Annotated in this window: 14 protein-coding genes; 6 read left to right on the top strand and 8 right to left on the bottom strand. The window is 66.4% G+C overall.

Annotated elements, in window-relative coordinates:
* Positions 1 to 18: 18 nt before the first annotated feature.
* The 4 genes from NKF27_RS01940 to NKF27_RS01925 are packed head-to-tail and all read right to left on the bottom strand — an operon-like array spanning position 19 to position 2,679.
* Positions 19 to 1,053, bottom strand: coding sequence for a nickel/cobalt transporter (locus NKF27_RS01940; RefSeq protein WP_253555148.1), 1,035 nt, complete (start codon positions 1,051 to 1,053; stop codon positions 19 to 21).
* The gene (locus tag NKF27_RS01935; protein ID WP_253555146.1) at positions 1,047 to 1,706 is read right to left on the bottom strand and encodes a DUF1007 family protein; all 660 of its coding nucleotides are present in this window, start codon (positions 1,704 to 1,706) and stop codon (positions 1,047 to 1,049) included. The genes NKF27_RS01940 and NKF27_RS01935 overlap by 7 nt, the downstream gene beginning before the upstream one ends.
* A gap of 44 nt (positions 1,707 to 1,750) precedes the next feature.
* Positions 1,751 to 2,128, bottom strand: coding sequence for a hypothetical protein (locus NKF27_RS01930; RefSeq protein WP_253555144.1), 378 nt, complete (start codon positions 2,126 to 2,128; stop codon positions 1,751 to 1,753).
* Positions 2,129 to 2,145: 17 nt separating this feature from the next.
* On the bottom strand, positions 2,146 to 2,679 hold the full coding sequence (locus tag NKF27_RS01925) for a hypothetical protein (RefSeq protein ID WP_108195008.1): 534 nt from the start codon (positions 2,677 to 2,679) through the stop codon (positions 2,146 to 2,148).
* Between the two features lie 212 nt (positions 2,680 to 2,891).
* Between NKF27_RS01925 and NKF27_RS01920 the strand changes: the two genes are divergently transcribed.
* Both NKF27_RS01920 and NKF27_RS01915 read left to right on the top strand, forming a co-directional pair.
* Positions 2,892 to 4,028: a glycerate kinase gene (locus NKF27_RS01920; RefSeq protein ID WP_253555142.1), complete on the top strand. Its 1,137-nt coding sequence runs from the start codon at positions 2,892 to 2,894 to the stop codon at positions 4,026 to 4,028.
* A gap of 181 nt (positions 4,029 to 4,209) precedes the next feature.
* Entirely contained in the window at positions 4,210 to 4,683 is a 474-nt protein-coding gene (locus tag NKF27_RS01915; RefSeq protein ID WP_108131144.1) for a Dps family protein, read from the top strand.
* Positions 4,684 to 4,761: 78 nt separating this feature from the next.
* Here the strand turns inward: NKF27_RS01915 and rmuC are convergent, their stop codons facing one another.
* From rmuC to NKF27_RS01900, 3 genes are read right to left on the bottom strand one after another with little or no spacing between them, the layout of a single operon-like run.
* Positions 4,762 to 6,204 (bottom strand): DNA recombination protein RmuC, encoded by a 1,443-nt coding sequence (rmuC, locus tag NKF27_RS01910; protein WP_253555140.1) that lies wholly within the window; start codon positions 6,202 to 6,204, stop codon positions 4,762 to 4,764.
* A gap of 12 nt (positions 6,205 to 6,216) precedes the next feature.
* Positions 6,217 to 7,683, bottom strand: coding sequence for an aminoacyl-histidine dipeptidase (locus NKF27_RS01905; protein ID WP_253555138.1), 1,467 nt, complete (start codon positions 7,681 to 7,683; stop codon positions 6,217 to 6,219).
* Between the two features lie 34 nt (positions 7,684 to 7,717).
* A complete protein-coding gene (locus NKF27_RS01900) occupies positions 7,718 to 10,219 on the bottom strand; it encodes a GNAT family N-acetyltransferase (RefSeq protein WP_253555135.1) in 2,502 nt (833 codons plus the stop codon).
* A gap of 374 nt (positions 10,220 to 10,593) precedes the next feature.
* Between NKF27_RS01900 and dctP the strand changes: the two genes are divergently transcribed.
* The 4 genes from dctP (at position 10,594) to NKF27_RS01880 (ending at position 14,773) form a co-directional block, all read left to right on the top strand.
* Positions 10,594 to 11,700 carry a TRAP transporter substrate-binding protein DctP gene (gene dctP, locus NKF27_RS01895; protein ID WP_253555132.1) on the top strand — a complete coding sequence of 369 codons (1,107 nt, stop codon included), beginning with the start codon at positions 10,594 to 10,596 and terminating at the stop codon, positions 11,698 to 11,700.
* Positions 11,701 to 11,779: 79 nt separating this feature from the next.
* Positions 11,780 to 12,292 (top strand): TRAP transporter small permease subunit, encoded by a 513-nt coding sequence (locus NKF27_RS01890; RefSeq protein WP_253555128.1) that lies wholly within the window; start codon positions 11,780 to 11,782, stop codon positions 12,290 to 12,292.
* A complete protein-coding gene (locus NKF27_RS01885) occupies positions 12,289 to 13,617 on the top strand; it encodes a TRAP transporter large permease subunit (protein WP_253555126.1) in 1,329 nt (442 codons plus the stop codon). The genes NKF27_RS01890 and NKF27_RS01885 overlap by 4 nt, the downstream gene beginning before the upstream one ends.
* Before the next feature lie 196 nt (positions 13,618 to 13,813).
* Positions 13,814 to 14,773, top strand: coding sequence for an alpha/beta fold hydrolase (locus NKF27_RS01880; RefSeq protein WP_253555123.1), 960 nt, complete (start codon positions 13,814 to 13,816; stop codon positions 14,771 to 14,773).
* 69 nt (positions 14,774 to 14,842) lie between these two features.
* Here the strand turns inward: NKF27_RS01880 and NKF27_RS01875 are convergent, their stop codons facing one another.
* Positions 14,843 to 17,887, bottom strand: coding sequence for an efflux RND transporter permease subunit (locus NKF27_RS01875; protein ID WP_253555121.1), 3,045 nt, complete (start codon positions 17,885 to 17,887; stop codon positions 14,843 to 14,845).
* Positions 17,888 to 17,889: the final 2 nt, after the last annotated feature.

Here is a 17,889-nt window from a genome sequence, read left to right as displayed (position 1 = left end):
AGGCCGAAGCGGCCTGGCTCAGGCTCCCAGCCCCCCTGATCGCCCTCCGGGGGACATCAGTGGCAGGCTGGGGTCGCTGGCGCCGACCTGAGACATCAGCAGGATCCCGAGCCCGGCGATCAACAGCCCCCCGGTCAGCGCCACCAGCGCGCCCAGCCGCGCCATCACTCGACCACGAGCGGCGGAGGTCCTTGCGGCACGGGCGGCGACCCAGTCCCGCGCCAACACGCTGGCAAGCCCCAGCGTCGATACCGTCAAGGCGGTACCCAGCGACATCGCCAGTACCGCGGCCACCCCCATCCAGGGCTGGCCGAGCAGGCTGGTCACCCCCATCAGCAGCACCGCCCCGGAGCAGGGTCTTGCGCCGATCGCCAGCACCGCAAGCCAGGCCTCCCGACGCGGCCCGTGGGGCGAGACATGATGATGGCCGGAGCAGCAATCGTGGTGTTCGTGGTGACCGTGGTGTTGGTGGTGGCGGTGCGGTTCATGAGGGCCATGGTGGCCATCATGAGAAGGCGCCGGGTCCGCCGAGTAGGATCGCGCGATCTTGAGCAGTCGTCCAAGCGCTCGTGCACTCAGCCACAGGCCCAGCAGCGCGACCAGCGCAAAGCTCAGTCGCTCGACCCAGACCACGCTGCCCAGGGCCTCCCGGGTCAGCCAGCCAAGTCCCTGCACCAGCGCCAGAATCAGCACGATGGCCACCGCACCCTGCAGCAGGGCAGCCGCCACCGACAGCGCCAGGGCCCGCCGCCAGGCTCCGCCCTGGGAGACCAGATAGGCACTGATCACGGCCTTGCCGTGGCCTGGCCCGGCGGCATGGAAGACACCGTAGAACAGGCTCAGGCCGATCAAGGTCAGCCAGGCGTCGGAGCTAGGCGTCCGGTCGAGCAGCGTTACCGCCTGGGTCAAGCGGCGGTGCAGGTCGGCCTGCATGGCGATGACCCAGTGTCCGAGGGCGTCCAGCGCTCCGCTGGCCTCGAGCGCCAGGATGAGCACCGCCACCACGCCCAGTGCAAGAACCAACTGCAGCCAGGGTCGTTGCCTGCTCAGCATGACACCCGCCCCGTCTCGGCAAAGAAGCGACCGAGCCCCTGGGGGGCGCTATCGTCGACATCGAGCTGGGCCGCCGCCATGACCTTCTCGGGATCGGGGTCGGCGACGATGATCGACGCCTGACAGGCATCCGGCACGCTCAACGCCTGGGCCAGAGGCCCCTCGTCGTCGGCTTCGTGCACCACCTCGACGTAGTAGGAGGGGTCGAAGACGCGATATTCCAGGGTACTGCCGGCAAGGTCCTGAGGCTCGGCCAGCGGCAGCCGAAAGTGCAGCACCACGCGCTCGTCACGGGCCATCACCGTGGCTTCGCTGACCGCTGCGAAGGCCAGCGCCTGGCCGTCGACCTCGGCCTCGGTAAAGAAGTCCCGAGGCGCAAGATTGACCAGCATGTCGCCCCCCAGGCGATCCAGGGCGGCGTCCTGGCCGTCCTCGGCGGCGCGAGCCTCCTCGAGCAGCACCAGGCTGTAGAAGGGATCCAGGCGCCATACCTGGCGCAGGGCGGTGACCCGCCCCTGGTCGTCGGTCTCGAGCGTCACCGACAGATCCACCCAGCTATGGGGGTGCGCCATCGCCGGTGTGGCGGGCGCCAGCCACAGGCCGGCGCCCAGCGCGAGAGACAGAAGAAATGCCGCCACGGCGCGGCGATGCAAGTCCAAAGCGGCCTGAAATCCGGCCACAGCACGCGAGAGATAGATCAACGGGCGAGTCTTCCTTGTAGTTCGACAAACAGGGGTTCCACCACCGCAGGCGGCAGGCGCCGCCCGCCACGGTAGCCTTGCAGCGAGACGCTGGAACCGGAGGCGCCGGCAGGCTCGACCCGCGCCTCGAGGCGATAGCCCGGCGGACGTGCCAGGGAGGCGTCGATGCGCCCCAGTTCGCCGTCGGCCTGGGTGATGACATAGCCCTGCTCAAGCAGCATCGCCAGGGTTTCGTTCAGGGCCGGCCCGGGCGCCACCGCGACCAGCATCTGGCGCGGAGGCTCGGCTACCGACGATGAGCTGGCGCAGCCCGACAGCCAGACGGCCATCAGCACCACCGCCAGCAGTCTCTTCCCGGGGGCCTTTCCCTCCACTGATGTCCACCTTCGCGTCATTGCACACCCCCGCTGCTGGATGCCACCGACGCCAGTTGCTGACGCACCGATGCACAGAAGTCGGCGTCACTGGCGGTGCGCGACTCACGTAGCTGGCCGGTCCAGTCAAACAGGCGAATATCCCGCGTCAGACGGACGTCCTGGCCATCCAGCGCCACCGAGACCCGCTCGACCCGGGTCGCATCGTCGTTGGTACCCCAGCCCCAGGAGCCAAAGCCGACCCCTACGCCGGCACCGACGTGGCCACCGCTGCCACCCAGCACGAAGCCGCCCAGGCGTGGGCGCACGGCGTCGGCGTTATGGTAGGTGGTGCGCTCGGTCTTCTCGGCGCTGACCACCCCGAGTGCGGTATCGGTATCACGCACCAGGAAGTCGCGGCCTTCCAGCACCGTGACCACATCGGCCAGGGATACCGAGCCGGCCACCACCGGCCATTGACACCCGGACGAGGGAGCGGGTTCCGCCACCGGCATCTGCTGAGGCGTGCTCTGACAGGCGCTTAGCCAGGGCAACAGGCCCAGCACCGCCACTGATGAGCATTTCGCCCAAATGTTGCAGCCTCTATCGGGCAAATTTTTGTACATTTGCATCAGGACCTCCCAGCCAGGGGCGTGAAATACTGTCAAGAGTCTACGCTGTCCCGAGCCACGGGCAAACGCTCGCCCAGCCGAACCTCGGGCCCAGCGGCGATCCGCCTGTCGCCCCTCAGGCGTGCGCCCACCTTTTCACCAGAGGACCGACCATGAACCTGTTGATCTGCCCCGACAGTTACAAGGATGCCCTGGCCGCCAGCGACGCCGCCCGCGCCATTGCCGAGGGGGCCCGCCGCGCCGACCCGGACATCACCATCGACGAGTGCCCCATGGCCGATGGTGGCGAGGGCAGCCTCGACGCCCTGCTCGGCGCCACCGGGGCCGAAAAACGCAGCGTCAGGGTACAGGACGCCCTGGGGCGCCCCGCCGAGGCCGCCTGGGGTTGGCACCCAGAGTCCCGCACCGGCTATATCGAGCTGGCCGAGGCCAGCGGCCTGCAGGCGCTGAGCTCGTCAGAGCGCACCGCGCTGGACAGCACCACCCACGGCGTCGGCGAGCTGATCCTGGCCGCCCTGGACGCTGGCGCCGAACGCCTGTTGATTACACTGGGCGGCAGCGCCACCAACGACGGGGGCGCCGGCATGCTGGTGGCCCTGGGTGCCCGCCTGCTCGACGCCGACGACCAGCCGATTCCCCCCACCGGGGCGGGACTCGAGGAACTGGCACGGGTGGATCTGTCGGGGCTCGATTCGCGCCTGGCCGATGTCCGGGTGGAAGCGGCGGTGGACGTGGACAATCCGCTGCTGGGCGAGCGCGGCGCCAGCGCGGTATTCGGTCCCCAGAAGGGTGCCAGCGAAGCCGATGTAGCGCGCCTGGACGCCGCCCTGGCGCACTGGGCCGACAAGGCCGCCGAGTGCCTCGGCGAGGACCTGCGCGACGCCCCCGGCACGGGCGCGGCCGGGGGCATGGGCTTTGCCGTCGCTGCCTTCCTTGGCGGCGAGCTTCGCCCAGGTATCGAGATGATCATGGAACAGGCCGGCATGGACGAACGCCTGGCACGAGCGGATCTGGTGATCACCGGCGAGGGTCAGCTCGATGGCCAGAGCCTGTCGGGCAAGACCCCGATCGGCATTTCGCGGGCGGCCCGCGCCAAGGGGGTGCCGGTGATCGTGCTGGCCGGTCGTATGGCACCAGGCTGGCAGGCGGCGCTGGACGAGGGCGTCAGCGCCGCCTTCGCCCTGGCCGACGGCCCGATGGCGCTGGACGAGGCGCTGGAACGCTGCGCCGAGCTGCTCGCCGATCGCAGCGAGAACCTGATTCGCACGCTCCAGGCCATCGGCCGTTGAAGGGAAAGCGACATGCCAAGGTGACAGGGCTGCCCTTGAAAGCGGCCTTCGTCGTCCCTATGTCATCCCTACGTCATAGGCAGGCGTCATCAATGGACGCTATCGTGGCGATGGAAGAGATTCACTCTCCAACGCCTTCCCTTAGGGATAGACTGGAACACAGCGATCAAGGAGGTATTGCATGAGCGACACTAACGCCATCGGCCTGCATTCAGGCAGCGCCAGCGATCTGGCCGAAAAGCTCAACGAGCTCCTGGCCAACTACCAGATCTTCTACATGAACGTTCGTGGCTATCACTGGAACGTGAAGGGCTCGAACTTCTTCGAACTCCACGAAAAATTCGAGGAGTTCTACACCGACCTGCTGGCCAAGGTGGACGAGGTCGCCGAGCGCATCCTGACCCTCGGACACAAGCCGGTTCACGCCTACAGCGACTATATCTCGCTGTCGCGCATCACCGAGGCCAAGGACGTACATGACGGCGAAGCCTGCGTACGCGGCGTGCTGGAAGGCTACCAGCGGCTGATCGAACTGCAGCGCGAGATCCTGTCCGTTGCCTCCGACGCCGACGATGAAGGCACCGCCTCCCAGGTCGGAGACTACATCCGCGAGCAGGAAAAGACCGTGTGGATGCTGGGCGCCTACCTGGGCTGACCCCCTGGCGACCCACGCAGTGCAAAGGAAGACGCCCCGCTCGGCTTGAGCGGGGCGTCGTCGTTTACGGCGGTCACTTCAGGCGTCGTCGACGGCCTGACCATCGTTGCCCAGCGTCGCCGGCGACTGAGCCGCCCTTTTGAGCTCCTCCGGCAGCGGCTTTTTCATCCGCGCGCCGAGGCGTTCGAGCTCGAGCGCCTGAGCGACCAGGCTGCCCTGGCCCTGGGACAACCGGTTCATCGCCTGGTGATGACTGGCGCTGGCGCGCTCCAGGTGCTTGCCGACGTCGTCGAGGCTGTCGACGAACCCCGAGAACTTGGCCAGCAGGCGCTCTGCCCGTGACACGATGACCCGGGCGTTCTCGTTCTGGCGCTCCATGCTCCAGAGCCCCGCCACGGTACGCAGACTGGCCAGCAGGGTGGTCGGGGTGACCACCACCACCTGGCGGTCGAAGGCTTCCTGGAACAGCGAGGGATCACGCTCGAAGGCCGCGGCGAAGGCCGGTTCCACCGGTACGAACAGGAACACGAAGTCCGGCGAATGCAGCCCCGGCAGGGCCGGGTAGTCCTTGGCGGCGAGTCCGCGGATGTGGCTGCGCAGCGAGGTCAGGTGGGCGCTCATGGCGCTTTCGCGCTCGGTCTCGTCGTCGGCGTTGACCACCCGGGTCCAGGCGGTCAGGGAGACCTTGGCGTCGACGATCAGGTGGCGATCCTCGGGCAGGTAGATGATGGCGTCGGGACGCTGGCGTCCCTGCTCGCCGTTCATCGACACCTCGCGACGGTACTCGATGTCGCGCCGCAGGCCGCTGCGTTCCAGCACGGTCTCCAGCATCAACTCGCCCCAGCCGCCCTGGGCCTTCTGGTCACCCTTGAGCGCCCGGGCAAGCCCCGCCGCCTCCTCGCCGAGGCGGGCGTTGAGACCCGCCAGCTGCTCGATCTGGGCCTTGAGCGATACCGCCTCGCGGCTGTGCTGTCCGGTCAGGTCCTCGACCCGCTGGCGGAACTGGTCCACCTGCTCGCGAAACGGCTTGAGCAGCGACTCGAGCCCCTCGCGGCTCTGGGTCTGGTAGGCCTGCTGGCGCTCGTCGAAGACCTGGCCTGCGAGCCGATGAAATTCCTGCTTGAGCTGCTCCCGGGAGGATTCCACCAGCGCCATCTGCTCGCGATGACGCGCCGCCATCTGCTCGCGCTCGGTCTCCAGGCGGGCGTTGTGCTCACGCACATCGGCGAGCTGCTGACGGGCGGCGCCGAGCTCGCCCCGCTGGGTCTCGAGCTGCTCTCGGCTGGCGTCGAGCTGGGCATCGCTGATGGCCAGCTCCTGCTCGAGCTGGCGTGCGGCCTCGCGCCGCTGCTCGAGCTGAGCCTTGGTCGTCTCGAGCTCTGCTGCCAGGGCCTGTTCACGCCGCTGACCCTGTCGATACCCTCGCCAGGCCAGCGCCAGCAACGTCATCGCCAGCAGCGAGACGCCGGCAAGAGCCGGCGCCAGGGGCTGGGCGAACAGTGACTCGAGGGCCGGACTCATCTCAGCCTCATATCAGCGGGCGCCCTCGGCCAGGTCGCCGATCAGCGCCTTGAGCAGGCCGTAGAATTCCTCCACCGAGGCGATCTCGACGCGCTCGTCCGGCGAGTGGGCGCCGCGAATCAGGGGGCCGAAGGAAATCATCTGAAGCTCGGGGTACTTGCCGCCGAGAATCCCGCACTCGAGCCCGGCGTGGATGACCTTGATCTCCGGGTCCACCGCCAGGCGCTGACGATGCAGCTCACAGAAGCGCTTGAGCAGGTCGCTGTCGGGCTGAGGCGTCCAGCCGGGGTAGCCGTTCTCGACCCGGGTACGGGCACCGATCAGCTCGAACAGCGCGGTGAAGCGCTCGGCCAGATCCATGGTGGCGCTGTCGCGCAGTGAACGCACCAGGGCGCACAGGTGAAAGCGGCCGTTCTCGAGGCTGACCACGCCCAGGTTGTTGGAGGTCTCGACCACGCCTGGCACCTCGACGCTCATGCGCTCGACACCGCAGGGCGCGGCATGCAGCGCCGCCACCAGCAGGCGGCTGGCGTGGCGGGTCAGCGCTTCCTCGCGCGGCGTGGCGCAGGGCTCCAGGGTCAGCCGCAGGCCCTCGTCGACGCCGGACAGCTCGCGGCGCATGTCGGCCTCGAGGCGCTCGATGCGCGAGCGCAGCGCGTCGATCTCGTCCCGAGGCACCATCACCACCGCCTCGGCCTCGCGGGGGATGGCGTTTCTCAGGGTGCCGCCACGGTAGTCGACCAGGCGCACCTCGCAGCTGTCGAGGGCGCGCAGCACCCGCACCAGCAGGCGATTGGCGTTACCCAGCCCCTTGTCGATATCGATCCCGGAGTGGCCACCACGCAGTCCCTTGAGGCTCAGCGTCAGGGCTTCTTCGTCCTCGCCCACCGACTCCACCGGCAACTGGGCCTCGACCACCACGTCGGCGCCACCGGCACAACCGATGTAGACCTGACCACGGTCCTCGGAGTCCAGGTTGAGCAACAGGCTGCCCTCGAGCCAGCCTTCGGCCAGGTTCAGCGCACCGCCCATGGAGGTCTCTTCCTCCAGGGTGAAGATCGCCTCCAGCGGACCATGGACGAGTTCATCATCGCCGAGGATCGCCAGCGCCGCCGCCACCCCCAGGCCATTGTCGGCGCCCAGGGTGGTCTGGTCGGCCTTGAGCCAGCCGTCCTCGACCCGCGTGACGATGGGATCCCGGGTGAAGTCGTGGGGCTTGTCGGCGTTGGCCTGGGCCACCATGTCCAGATGGCCTTGGAGGATCACCCCCGGTGCCCCTTCGCGCCCGGGGCTCGCCGGCTTGGACAGACGCAGGTTGCCGTAGGCGTCACGGTCGTGGGCGATGCCGCGCTCGTCTGCCCAGGCTTCAAGGATCTCGACCAGAGCCGCCTCGTGGCCCGAGGGGCGCGGCGTGTTGCACAGGGTACGGAAGTGACGCCATACGGCGGTCGGAGCGAGGCTATCGAGATGTTCGTTCATGATGTCTATGTCTGCCTTTGCGAATGTTGGCACTCTACCCTCGCCCCGGGGCCTTGGAAAGGGTCTCCAGCAGTGCCAGGGCTCGGCCCACGGCGTCCCGCAACCATTGCTTGACCTGTGCCTTGCCGCGCAGCGATAGCCCCTGCGCCAGGGAACTTTCCGAACGCCCCTGAAACGCCCACGCTGCGAGCCAGGCCAGACTGTCGTGGTCATCGTCAGCCTTGGACCTCGCCTTGGACATCGACGACGACATCGACGACGACATCGACGACGACATCGACAGCGACGCCAGCCGGCGAACCAGGGCCCGGATGGCCGGACGCGCCAGCGCCGGCTCGCGCTGGCCCCTGGCCAGGTCCTGGAGCTCACGACGGTCATCGGCGTCGAGAGAAAAGCGGTCATCGGCGTCGAGAGAAAAGCGATCTTCACCGTCGAGAGAAAAGCGGTCATCGGCGTCGAATGCATAGCGATCGCCGACGCTCGCCAACAGCGCCAGCACCAAAGGTGGCGACAGGCGTGTCAGTTCGAAGGCCAGCAGCCCCGGCAACTGCCGCTCAAAGCGCCGCGACAGCCGCTCGATCAGGTCCCGGTTGTGCTCCCCCAGGGCCAGCGCCACCATCGCCGCATGCTCGCCGGTGGCGGCCTCCCGGGTCAGTCCCAGGCGCACCGGACGAAAGCCCTGTGCCTGCCAGAACGCCAGCAGCTCCGGATCGGCGCCGAAGCTTGCCCCCAGCAGCGCCTTGCCGGCCTGTTCGGCCTGGCGTGCCGCCTCCTGGATCAGCCTCGCCCCGCACCCCAGGCGGCGCCAGTCGGGGTGTACGGCGATCCGGGTGATCCGGGCGCTGGGTACCTTCAGCGCCGCGGCTTCACCGGCGTGGGCCGCCAGCGACTGGGCCATCAGGTGACCACGCGGGCGTCGCTGTCCCAGCAGCACTCGCTCGGCCAGATCGGCATCGAAGCCCCCCTCGTCGACGCACACGCACACCGCCAGCGGCGCACGTGGTGTCCCAAGGATCGAGATGCGGGTCGCCGGCGCGTCAAGCAGCGCCCGCAGGTCCGCCGGGGTGGTGCGATAGTGGGCCTGGACCAGCAGGCCGAAGATGGCTCTCAGGGAGGCTTCGTCACGGGCCAGGACATCGCGATCGAGCGTGGTACAGGGCAGCTCGGCCAACTTTTGACCAGGGCAAGACGCACTCACCCTCGCCCCCTTCGGCGCTGTGGGAAGTTCTGCATCCAGGCACAGCAGCGCGTCGATGGCCCGCTCAAGGGGATCTCCATCGGCCCAGCGTATCGGCGTCCTGAGCTCGATGGCCTGCCACTGGGGCGTCTGCGCCTCCAGATGACGACGAAAGCGCAACGCAAAGCCTCGCCCCGAGCCCTCGTAGCCGTGCACCGTGGTGGCGAAGGCAAGCCGCGGAAATGCCGCCAGCCACTCGCCCAGCAGCGCCGCCGGAATCGCCGCCGCCTCGTCCACCAGCAGCAGCGAGCCGGGGCCGCCGGCTTCCCCCCGGGCGACGGCATCCGTCAGTGCGTCAGGGGCGATAAAACGCACCCGCCCCCCGGGCGCCTCGAAGTCCCTTTCGTCGCCCTGTCCCTCGGGCAGCAGCGCCGCCAGGCGCTCGAATACCGGCGCCACCGAGGACGCCCTCGGTGCCGTCACCAGGATATCCAGCGGCGCCTGGCGCTGCTGCTCGGCCTTGACCAGCAGGCGGGCGCAGGCGATGCCCAGCGCCGCCGACTTGCCGCGACCACGGTCGGCGGTGATCACCAACGGGCGGCGACGCCTGAGCCGCGTCAGCCGACGTACCACCTCGGCCTGGTCAGGGCTCAGGCAATCCGGGTCGGGGCTGTCTCGACAAGGGCTGTCTGGACAAGGGTTGTCTGAACATGAGCCATCGGCAAAAGGGCTTTCCTGGCCATCATCGGGCGTTGCCGTCAGGCCCTCCCCCTGCCGCCAGCGCAGCATGCCGGGAAAGCCCACGAGCAGCCGATGGCAGCGTTCGAGGTAGCGACTCGTGAGCTGCTCGGGCCGCCACGGGTGGGCCGCCAGGCGGCGGTAGTCGTCATCGGGACTCCGGCCATCGTCGTCGGGGGTCAACAGCACCAGCAGGCCGCCGGCCACCAGGGTGCCGGCCACCGCCCCCAGGGCATCGGGGTCGAGGCCGGTGCCTGGCGAGGCGGCGTCGAACACCACCAGATCGTGCTCACCGCCGAGCCGGGTACGCGCCTTGGCGGCGGGAAGACACTCAAGCTCAGGCGGGGTGATGGCTCCTCTGTCCTGGGCCCCGACACCGGCCCTGGCATGGGCCCCGACACTGGCGCTGTCATGGGCCCTGTCAGCAGCATCGTCAATCGCCGCGTCCCCAACCCAGAGTGGCGCCGACCATTCGCCTTGTGCCAGGCATTCGCGGGCGAGGCCCCGCGCCTGGGAGGAAGCCCCGCTCACCCACAGCAGGCCGCGAAAGCGCCGCCTTCGCAGTTGCTGTCGATAGGCAGCGAGCTGCGAGAGGTCCTGTCGGGTCAAAAAGTGGGACATTAAGGCTCCCTGATAAATCAACTTTGGTCTAAAGGCTGCACCGATTAAACGATCGTGCCGACTACGGCAGCGCAGCATAGATGTCGCCCTAACCTATTCATTTTGCTGAATTGTCGAAACTTTTTCTCACACCATCGACTGTGCAGGCGCCAAAAAAGTGTGCTGTTTCATCGACATGGGTCGCATCGATCATCTCTTGAAGACCGTGCTAGCTTGATGAAGCCGAGGCGCCATCGTGGGCCAACCCCACGCTGGAACGCCACTACCCCCAGGCACCAAACCCAAGACAATGGCCAAGGGTGCCGGACGCAATTTCGGTGAGGCAGCGATCGCCTCCTTTGCACAGAACACAACAACCCACGGGGAGCACCTGCATGAAGCAAATGACCAAGTTTACCCTGACCAGCATGGCTGCCGGCATCGCCCTTGCGGCTCTGTCGAGCGGCGCCATGGCCCAGGAAAAGTGGACCATGACCACCACCTGGCCGGACAACCTTGACCTGATCCAGATCGACAAGCACTGGGCGGAGCTGGTCAACCAGCTGGCCAGGGACGAGGTCCAGATCGAATTCTACGCCGGCGGCACCCTGATGCCTGGCACAGAGGTCTTTGACGCCACCGAGACCGGCAGCATCCAGGCCGCCGGCGACTGGCCCGGCTACTGGGCCGGCCGTAGCCCGGCGTTCTCGCCGCTGGCCACCACCACCAGCCTGTTCAACGGTGTCGACTACCTGAACTGGATCACCCAGTGGGGCGGCTTCGAGCTCTATCAGGAGATCTACGGCCAGTACAATATGGTCTATCTGCCCTACGGCATCACCAACAACGAGTCCGGCTTCCGCGGTGGCACCCCGATCGAGTCCATTGCCGATATCGAAGGCAAGCGACTGCGCTTGTCCGGGCGAGATCAGGGCCGCGTGCTCGAGCAGCTTGGTGGTTCCCAGGTGACCCTGGCCGGTGGCGAGATCTACCAGGCCATCGAGCGTGGTGTGGTCGACGGCGCCGAGTTCTCGACCCCGGGCGTGGACTACAAGGCCGGCTTCTCCGAAGTTGCCGACTACTGGATGACCCCGGGTTGGCACCAGTCCGCCAGCGTGTTCGGTGTGATGATCAACAAGGAAGCCTGGGACGCCCTGTCCGAGGAGACCCAGGAAAAGCTGAAGATCGCCTCCGAGGCCACCATGGCCTGGTCGCTGGCCTGGTCCGAGAAACAGTCCACCGAGGGTACTGCCAAGTTCCTCGAGGACGGCACCACCATCAACCAGTTGTCCGAGGAAGACCTGGCCCAGATCCAGGACATCACCAACCAGGTGATCGTGCAGGGTGCCTGCGAGGACCCGATGCACGCCAAGGTCTACCAGTCGATGATCAGTTACCTGCAGGACTACGCCCAGTGGCGTGACGTTTCGGTGCCCTTCAACATGAGCCGTGTCACCGACAACCTGCCATCACTTGAAGAAATCGAAGCCTGCATGAACTAGCACACGGCTTGCTTCCACCGGCCGGCGGCTCTCTGCGCGAGGCCGCCGGTCATCGTTGGACTTCGACGAGACTTCCACCATGAACGCCATTGCCAAGGCCATCGACTGCTTGAACGAGTGGTTCGGCCGTTTGATCGCTCCGCTGATCGCGATCATCACCCTCGTGGTGGTCTACGACATCGCGATGCGCTTCTTTGTCGGACGCCCCAGCGACTGGGCTTTCGACATCACTACCATGCTGTTCGGCTCTCATTTCATGCTGATGGCCGCCTACGGGTTGCGCCATCACGCCCATGTGGAGGTGGACATCGTCAAGCAGCTGCTATCACGCCGAGGACGGGCGCTGATCGACCTGCTCGGCTACCTGCTGTTTTTCACCCCCTTCATCATCATGTTCATCACCTATAGCTGGCGCTTTTTCGAGCGCTCCTGGAGCCGCGCCGAGTCCACCTACGGCATCGTCTCGATCCCGGTCTATCCGGTGAAGGCCGTGCTGGTCATCGCCAGCGTGCTGATCCTCTTGCAGGCCATCGCCATCGTCATCCGCGCCATCAATGAACTGACGACCCAGGACGCGGAGGAAGCCAAATGAGCGCTGAACTTCTGACCATCTTCATGTTCGCCGGCCTGATGCTGGGACTGTTCATGGGCCACCCGCTGGCCTTCGTGCTGGGCGGTGTCGCGGTACTCGGCGCCTGGTTCGGCCCCGGTCCCCAGGTGCTCGGCATCATCATCAACAACATCTATGGGCGCGCCATGGACAATTACGTCCTGGTGGCGATCCCGCTGTTTATTCTGATGGCGCGCTTTCTCAATGACTCGGGCGTCACCGAGAAGATGTTCGAGAGCATGCGCCTGTTGCTCGGACGCGTGCGCGGCGGCCTGGCGCTGACCGTGGTCATCGTCTCGGTACTGCTGGCGGCCACCACCGGTATCGTCGGCGCCTCCATCGCGGTGATGGGCCTGATCGCCCTGGCACCGATGCTCAAGTACGGCTACAACAAGGGCCTGTCCGCCGGTGTCATCATGGCCAGCGGCTGTCTCGGCATCCTGATTCCGCCAAGCATCATGCTGATCCTGATGGCCAGCTACTCGCCGGTGTCGGTGGGCGCGCTGTTCGCCGGCGCCCTGGTGCCGGGCTTGCTGCTGGGCTCGATGTACGCGCTCTACGTGCTGGTGATCTGCCTGATCAAGCCCGACTTCGGCCCTCCTGTGGGCGCCGAGGAGCGTGCCGAGACCAGCACCGGGGAACTGGTGATCCGCCTGTGCAAGTACGTGCTGCCACCGATGAGCCTGATCCTCGGGGTGCTGGGTGCACTGTTCACCGGTATTGCCACGGCCACCGAGGCCTCGGCCATCGGCGTGACTCTGGCCTTCTTGCTGTTCCTGATCTTTGGTGATCGCAAGCTGTCGACCTGCTACAACACCTTCATCGAGGCCGGCAAGACCACCACCATGGTGATGTTCGTGCTGGTAGGGGCTACCGCCTTCACCGGGGTGTTCTCCATCGGTGGCGGCATGGACGTGATCAGCGAACTGGTGCTGGCGATGCCCGGAGGCACCACCGGCGCACTGATCCTGATGTTCCTGCTGGTGTTCGTGCTGGGCATGTTCCTCGACTGGACCGGCATCGTGCTGCTGAGCTTCCCGATCATGCTGCCGATCATCGAGACCATGGGCGTCGACATGCTGTGGTTCGTGGTGATGGTCGCGGTGGTACTGCAGACCTCCTTCCTGACCCCGCCCTTCGGCTATGCGCTGTTCTACCTGAAGGGCGTGGCACCTCCGGAGGTCGAGACCCTCGACCTGTACAAGGCGGTGATCCCGTTCTGCGCGCTGATATTGCTTGCCTGCGTGCTGATGTCCTACTTCCCCGCCCTGGTCACCGGCCTGCCCTCGATGCTGCTGGGCTACTGACCCTTCTGGTAGCCTCTGGCACGACCACACAGCCCCCGCCTGGCGGGGGCTATTCGTTCACAGCGACGAATTTGTCAGTACTCTTCCGGCATAATCTTCGACTTTTCACCCCCTCGCGCTCCTGATTAGGTAAAGCCTCGACGCCGTTCCTGCATCGTATTAAGAGTTCTTAGACACTCTGTGCAAGGGCAGCATGATGGCCAACGTGACCCGCTTCACCCTCTCCGCCTCCGATGCCTATCCGCTCGGCGCCAGCCACTTCGAGGCCACACCGCCGCTGCGCGGGGTGGTGATCATTCACTCCGCCTCGGCGGTGTCACAGCGCCTCTATCAGGCCTTCGCACTGTTCCTCGCCGAACACGGCTTCCACGTGCTGAGCTACGACTACCGAGGCATCGGGCGGTCACGGCCGGAACAGCTCGAAAGACTGGAGGTGCGCATGCAGGACTGGGCCGAGCTCGATGCCGACAGTGTCACCCAGTGGGCACGCCAGCGCTGGCCAGACCTGCCGCTGCTGGCCATCGGCCACAGCTTCGGTGGCCATGCCATCGGCCTGGGAGACGCCAGCCGGCACTTGAGCGCTGCGGTGTTGATCGCCTGCAATGCCAGCTGTCTGCGCTTCATCTCATCACCCTGGCTGCGGCTGCGCGCCTGGATGCTGTTCAAGCTGGTGTTTCCTTTGCTGTCCCGGATCAATGGCTATGTGCCCTGCCGACGGCTTGGTATCAGTGAGGACGTGCCGGAGGGGGTGGCCCGCCAGTGCAGCCGCTGGACCAGTCTGCCGCGCTACTTCTTCGACGACCCGGAACTCAACGCCGAAGTGCGATTCGCGCGCGTGACGTTACCTCTGCTGGTAGTGGGACTCGACGATGATCCCTACGCCAGCAGCGACAGCATCGACCTGCTGAGTGCCTACTTCACCGACGCCTCGGTCAAGCGCCTGCAGCTGTCGCCCAGGGTGCTGGGCAGTGGTGTGCTAGGGCACCTGGAGGGGTTCCGCCGGCGCCACCGTGACACCCTGTGGCCATTGATCTGCTCCTGGCTGGTAGAGCGGGCCCCGTCGACGCAGACAGGTAGCGTGTCGGCCGCCCCCTGGACCGTCATCGCCGACGAGGCAGGCCCTCACGGGGCCAACGTTCAGGGCGCCGGCGGCTAGCAAGCAGTGGCAGCATCAGCCGGCACGAATCCTCATCAGGGTGCGGGTGACTAGAAAGCGGCGGCAGGATCAGCCGGCGCGTATCCTCATCAAGGTACAGTACACCACCGGCAGAACAACCAGCGTCAACAGGGTGGCGACGCCCAGACCGAACACGATGACCACCGCCATGGAGGCGAAGAAGGCATCGGTGAACAGCGGCAGCATCCCCAGCATGGTGGTCACGGCGGCCATGGTCACCGGCCGCACACGACTGACCGCGGCCTGGATCACGGCGTCGTGGGCATTGTCCTGCTGGCCACGCTGCACGTTGATCTCTTCCATCAGCACGATGGCGTTCTTCAGCACCATGCCGATCAGGCTCAAGGTGCCGAGCAGCGCCATGAAGGTGAAGGGCGCCCCGAGCAACGCCAGGCCACCGATGATACCGATCAGCATCAGCGGCACGATCGACCAGATCGCCAGCGCCTGGCGCAGCCGGCCAAACAGCAGCACGGTGATGATGAACATCCCGAGCAGGCCCATGGGCAGCGATGACAGCAGCGCCTTCTGGGCGTCGCTGGCGGTTTCGTACTCACCGCCCCATTCGATGGCATAGCCCGGCGGCAGCTCGATGGCCTCGACCTGGGGACGCAGCCGCGCCAGCACGCTGGCAGCGGTCTCGCCGGACAGCGGCATCGGCTCGGCGTACACCGCCAGCATGCGACGCCGGTCGCGACGCTTGATCAGCGGATCACGCAGCTCGGTGTGCAGCTCGCCGAGCACGTTGCCGGCGCTGAGATAACGTCCCTGCTCTTCACTCCAGACGTTGACCGCGCTGAGGTTGTCGATGTCGTGGCGCTGGTCCTCCCGGGAGCGCATCACGATCGGAATCAGCTCGCTGCCTTCGCGGTAGACGCCGACCTGCTCGCCGTCATTGTTGAGCCTGAGCGCCTGGTGCAAGGCGTCCCGGGTGACTCCGACGCGACGTGCCTGTTGCTCGAGGAACTCGGGCACGATGACGCTCTCGCGATTGCTCCAGGACAGCCGGATGCTGTCGGTCATCGGCTCGTCCTGGAAGATGCCACGCACCTCGGCGCCCAGGCGGTGCAGGGTCTCGGGATCGTCACCGTAGATGCGCGCCTCGATGCTGGCCTTGGCCGAGGGGCCGACCTGCAACGCCTGGACCTTGTACTGGACCCGGGGGAAGTCCTCGCGCAGGGTCTCGATCACCTCTTTCATGCGGGCTTCCCGGGACGCGCGGTCCTCGGTCTCGACGATCAGCTGACCAAAACTCGCATAACGGTCCTCGGGGGCATAGGTCAGGGTGAAGCGCTGTGCGCCGCCACCGATCACGCTGGTCACCCGGGTCACGTCCTGCATCTCCAGCACCTGCGTCTCGAGGCGCGCGATGGTGCGCTCGGTCTCCAGCACGTCGGTGCCCTCCGGCAACCACACATCGGCAAAGAACAGCGGTGTGGTGGCGTCGGGAAAGAAGGCGTTCTTGACCTGCCCGGACAGCGACAAGGCACCGGCCAGCAGCACCACCGCCAGCACCAATGTCAGGTAGCGGAACCGAATCCCCACCACCAGCAGGCGGCGAAACACCCGGAACAGCAGGCCACGATAGGGATCGCTATCCCCCTCCTCGCCCGCTTCGATGCGTTCCTTGAAGAACAGATCGAAGAAGAAGGGGGTCAGGGTCAGGGCGGTGATCCAGCTCAGGAACAGCGAATAGCACAATACCCAGAACAGTGACCCGACGAACTCGCCGGTAGCGTCCGGCGACAGCCCGATGGGAGCAAAGGCGGTGATCGCGATGACAGTGGCACCCAGCAGCGGCAGGCGATTCTGACCGACCACCTCCAGCGCCGCCTGGCGCTTGGTCTTGCCCCGGGCAAGGCCGATCATCATGCCCTCGGTGATCACGATAGCGTTGTCCACCAGCATGCCGAGGGCAATGATCAAGGCGCCCAGCGAGATCTTCTGCAGCTGGATGCCGTGAATCGACATCATGATGAAGGTGCCGAGGATGGTCAGCAGCAGGATCAGGCCCATCAGCAGCCCGCTACGCACCCCCATGAACAGCAACAGCACCAGTATGACGATGCCGACCGCCTCGGCCAGGTTGATCAGAAAGCCGTTGACCGCGTCCTCCACCACCTCGGGCTGGTGGTAGACGGTGGCCAGTTCCATGCCCAGCGGCATGCGCTGTTCGAGCTCGGAAAGCCGCTTCTCGACCCGTTCGCCGACCTCCACCACGTTGACGCCGGAACCAAACGAGATGCCGATGGACAGCGCGGACTGCCCCCCTGCGTGGTAGAGCAACTGGGGCGTATCGGTGGTCTGGCGAGTGACCTCGGCGATATCGCCAAGGCGGATCAGGCCGTCACCGGGACGGCCCACCACCAGCCGCTCGAGCGACTCGACGCTGTCGAACTCGCCGGTGGGCTGCACCGACAGCGACAGGCCATCGAGCTTGATATGGCCCGCGTCGCCCACCACGTTCTGGGCGTTGAGCAGGTCACTCAACTGCTGTGGCGAGATCCCCAGCGCGCGCATCCGGTCACGGTCCAGCGACACCACCACCTGGTCCTGCACGGTGCCGGCGATGGCGACCTTCTTGACCCCGTCGACCAGGCGCAGCTCCCGCTGCAGCAGGTCGGCGTGGTCTTCCAGGTCCTGCTGGCTGTAGTCCTCGCCGGTCAGGGTCAACAGCAGGCCGAAGACGTCACCGAAGTCATCGTTGACGATGGAGGTCCCGGCGCCGGGGGGCAGCTCGGCCTGGACGTCGCTGATCTTGCGCCGCAGCAGGTCCCAGTACTGGGCAAGTTCGTGCTCGCGCACCGTGTTCTCGAGCTCCACGGTGATCTGCGACAGGCCGTCGGCGTTGACCGAGCTGACCCGCTTCAGGTCGGGCATCTGCTGGATCGCCTTCTCCAGGCGCAGGGTGACCTCCTCTTCTACCTGTTCTGGCGTGGCGCCGGGGTACTGGGTCGAAATGATGGCGTTGCGGATGGTGAACTCGGGAAACTCCAGCTGCCCGAGCCCGAAGAAAGACACCACCCCGCCAACGGCCAGCAGCAGGGTGATCATCCAGCTGATGACCTTCTGGCGCAGAAAGTAGTCGACCATCG

This window comes from Halomonas sp. DN3 (assembly GCF_024137905.1).
GTDB classification, from domain to species: Bacteria; Pseudomonadota; Gammaproteobacteria; order Pseudomonadales; family Halomonadaceae; genus Halomonas; species Halomonas litopenaei.
The sequence above is the reverse complement of the archived record's forward strand: the minus strand, read 5'-3'. Positions and strand labels throughout refer to the sequence as shown.

Bases quoted from the DNA above. Each gene is read 5' to 3' on its own strand.
- NKF27_RS01940 (WP_253555148.1), bottom strand. From the start codon at position 1,053: ATGCTGAGCAGGCAACGACCCTGGCTGCAGTTGGTTCTTGCACTGGGC.
- NKF27_RS01920 (WP_253555142.1), top strand. From the start codon at position 2,892: ATGAACCTGTTGATCTGCCCCGACAGTTACAAGGATGCCCTGGCCGCC.
- NKF27_RS01915 (WP_108131144.1), top strand. From the start codon at position 4,210: ATGAGCGACACTAACGCCATCGGCCTGCATTCAGGCAGCGCCAGCGAT.
- rmuC (WP_253555140.1), bottom strand. From the start codon at position 6,204: ATGAGTCCGGCCCTCGAGTCACTGTTCGCCCAGCCCCTGGCGCCGGCT.
- NKF27_RS01905 (WP_253555138.1), bottom strand. From the start codon at position 7,683: ATGAACGAACATCTCGATAGCCTCGCTCCGACCGCCGTATGGCGTCAC.
- NKF27_RS01900 (WP_253555135.1), bottom strand. From the start codon at position 10,219: ATGTCCCACTTTTTGACCCGACAGGACCTCTCGCAGCTCGCTGCCTAT.
- dctP (WP_253555132.1), top strand. From the start codon at position 10,594: ATGAAGCAAATGACCAAGTTTACCCTGACCAGCATGGCTGCCGGCATC.
- NKF27_RS01890 (WP_253555128.1), top strand. From the start codon at position 11,780: ATGAACGCCATTGCCAAGGCCATCGACTGCTTGAACGAGTGGTTCGGC.
- NKF27_RS01885 (WP_253555126.1), top strand. From the start codon at position 12,289: ATGAGCGCTGAACTTCTGACCATCTTCATGTTCGCCGGCCTGATGCTG.
- NKF27_RS01880 (WP_253555123.1), top strand. From the start codon at position 13,814: ATGGCCAACGTGACCCGCTTCACCCTCTCCGCCTCCGATGCCTATCCG.
- NKF27_RS01875 (WP_253555121.1), bottom strand. From the start codon at position 17,887: ATGGTCGACTACTTTCTGCGCCAGAAGGTCATCAGCTGGATGATCACC.